Consider the following 2,846-nt stretch of genomic DNA (forward strand, 5'->3'; position numbering starts at 1 on the left):
CAGCACCAAAGCCCGAGCCCGCACCCCAGCTCCCGCTCGACGCAAAACCACCACGCCACAGCCCTCGGCATGGGCGAAGCCATCGGCCGCGGCGTCGAACGGGCGGCAACGCGACGACGGCGAGGTGGCACCGAGTTTGCTGCTGGCGACGAGGCCCAGCGGCGAAAGGAGGAGATGCACTCCGGCAGCGATCGCGAGGTCGCACTCGCAGTTGCGCAACGATTGCATGGCCAGATGCACGGCGACCAGGGACGAGGAGCAGGCGGTGTCGACCGCGATGGCTGGGCCGGTGAAGCCGAAGGTGAAGGAGATCCGCCCGGCCGCGATACTGGTATGGGTGCCGCTCGCCGACCAGCCGCCGATCACGGCAGGCTCAGGCGAGCCGCGGCCGATCAGGCCGTAATTATTGTTGTAGAGGCCGACGAACACGCCGACCCGGCCGCCATGGCTGGGATGGCCAAGCTCGCCGGCATCCTCCAGCGCCTGCCAGACGGTCTCGAGCAGGATCCGCTGCTGCGGGTCCATCGCCTCCGCCTCGCGCGGGCTGATGCCGAAATGCGCGCCATCGAACCGGTCGATCCGGCCGAGCATGCCGGCTTCGCACTGGCGGGTCTTGCCAGGTGCCGTTGGGTCGGCGTCATACCAAGAGCGATGATCCCAACGCTCGGGCGGGATCGGCGCCACCGCGTCGGTGCCCGAGGCCAGGAGGTTCCAGAAGTTCGCGGCGCCATCCTCGGCGCCGGGCAGCCGGCAGGCTATGCCCACCACCGCAATGGGCGCTGAGCGTCCAGTTGCGCCAGCGTCCATCGGCGTCGCCCTCCCAGGATTTCTTGAGGCGCCTGCAGCCGCACGTACGGAGACGGCCGGTTTCACCATTTCTGCCGTAATTCGTCTAAATTATAACTCTGCTTCCGGCAACCATGCAGTCACTGACCGGTTGACTGGTGTTACAATTATCATGGGCCCGCGCAGATGGAGGCAACGCCTCCAAGCGGCGAGCGCTGCTGCAGGCTGGTGGACCGGCAGATCGCCATCCCGCCATCGGACCGCCGCCTGTGCCATCCCGGTGGCATCCCAGGCACCCCAGGCGACTGCCAGCGCCGGCAGGCCGGCGGCCATGCGCTCCCGGGCAATCGCCGGAAGCACGGCGTTGGCGGCCGCATAGGCGCCGGCACCGGTCAGCCCGGCCAGCATGGTGAGCGAGCCGAACAGCATGAAATGCTCGATCGGGAGGCCCCGGCTCGCCCGGTCGAGATGCCTGGCGCCGTCGACCTTGGCCCTAAAGGCCGGCAGCATCGCCGCCACCTCCTGGCTGGCCAGCAGGCCATCCGCGGTGACGCCCGCCAGATGGAAGATCCCGCGCAGCGGCGGCCCGGCAGCGGCGAGGTCGCGCAGGAGCGCGTCGACCTGATCGCCATCGGCCAGGTCGCAGGCACGGGCGGTCAGTCGCGGATCCGGTCCGAGATCGTCCGGGAGGCGGCCCTGCCGGCTTGCCAGGGCGACCCGGCCGCCCCCCGCTGTCAGCAACTCGCGCGCAATCATCCGGCCGATCCCGCCACTGCCGCCGGTCACCAGATAGGTCCCATCAGCCCGGATCGGGGCGGGGTCGGACCGGCTGGCTGCGGGCCGGAACCGGCGGACGAGGCGGACACCATCCTGCAGCAGCACGACCGGCTCGTGACCCTTCCGGCCAAGCTCGTCCGCCAGCGCCGCCGCCGGATCGGCGAGCCCGGCGGGGAGGAGGATCCGACGCGGCCGCAGGCCCGGATACTCGGTCCGCGCGGTGGCGATCAGCCCGTCGAGCAGTGCCGCTTCCGCGTCCTGCTCCCGGCAGACCCAGGCCATCCGGGCCGACGAGCCGAGGCAGCGGCGGAGTTCGGCGGAGAATTGCTGGAGCAGCCGGCAGCGGCGGGCCTCGCCCCCGTCCGGCAGCCCGTCCAGGGGTCGCATGTCGAGCAGATCGTCCCCGGGCGGCAGGCGCTGGCGCAATGCCGTGGCACAGTTGCTCTCGCCGAGCACACGCCAGCCGCCCGGATCGACAGACGACGGGGCAGGCATGGCGATCCAGGCGGGTGCCAGCAGGTCGAGCGCATCGGTCGGTCCGGCTGCCGGGGCAGTCCGGGTGTTGTCTTGGGAACTTTCAGGGGCGGCCTGCCGCTGCAGCGCCTCGGCGGCGGCCCGCAGGTTCGCATGGCTGTAGACGAAGGTCCGTGGCACAGGTCGGCCGGACGCCCGGCCGATCGCCTGGGCGAACTCGACCGCCATCAGCGAGTCGATGCCGAGCGACAGGAGCGGCGCGTCGGGGTCGAGCAGCTCGGGCCGTGCGACGCCGACGATCGGCGCCAGCAGCGCCTGCAGCCCGGCGATGTCCAGGCTGGCCCGGGCTGTGCCCGGAGCATCCTGGCCGGTCCCGCCATAGACGGCCCAGTCGATGTCGACCACGGCGCGCTGCGCAAAGGGTGTCGCCAGCAGTTCCGGCAGGGCTGCCACCAGGGCGTCCGGATCGAGCCGGCCGATGCCGTGATGCTGCCAGACCTCGTGCGCACGTTCGCCCATGCGCTGGCCGATGCCCGCGTCGACCGGGCCGAGATTGAGGCTGAGTCCAGCCAGGCCCATGGCCCGCCGCTCCTGCGCCAGCCGGTCGAGCACCGCGTTCGCCGCGGCATAGGCGCCCTGGCTGGCCGAGGGCAGCAGGCTCACGATCGAGGAGAACAGGACGAAATGGTCGAGCCGGTCATGGCCGGGCCACCGCCCGGATGTCAGGCGATGCAGGACCAGGGCACCGCCGGCCTTGGCGTCCAGCACCCTTGCGATCCGCTGCACGTCCAGGCCGGTGACCGGTCCGT

Annotated in this window: 2 protein-coding genes; both read right to left on the reverse strand. The window is 71.4% G+C overall.

All coding sequences use genetic code 11. The features are described 5' to 3' along the window. Positions 1–807: beta-ketoacyl [acyl carrier protein] synthase domain-containing protein (locus EQG76_RS27790; RefSeq protein ID WP_200841182.1), on the reverse strand; the 807-nt coding region annotated here is incomplete at its 3' end. 90 nt (positions 808–897) lie between these two features. After that, a partial coding sequence (locus EQG76_RS27795; protein ID WP_159718312.1) for an SDR family NAD(P)-dependent oxidoreductase occupies positions 898–2,846 on the reverse strand: 1,949 nt, incomplete at its 5' end.

The sequence above is a fragment of the Geminicoccus flavidas genome (assembly GCF_009806515.1).
Classification (GTDB): Bacteria; Pseudomonadota; Alphaproteobacteria; order Geminicoccales; family Geminicoccaceae; genus Geminicoccus; species Geminicoccus flavidus.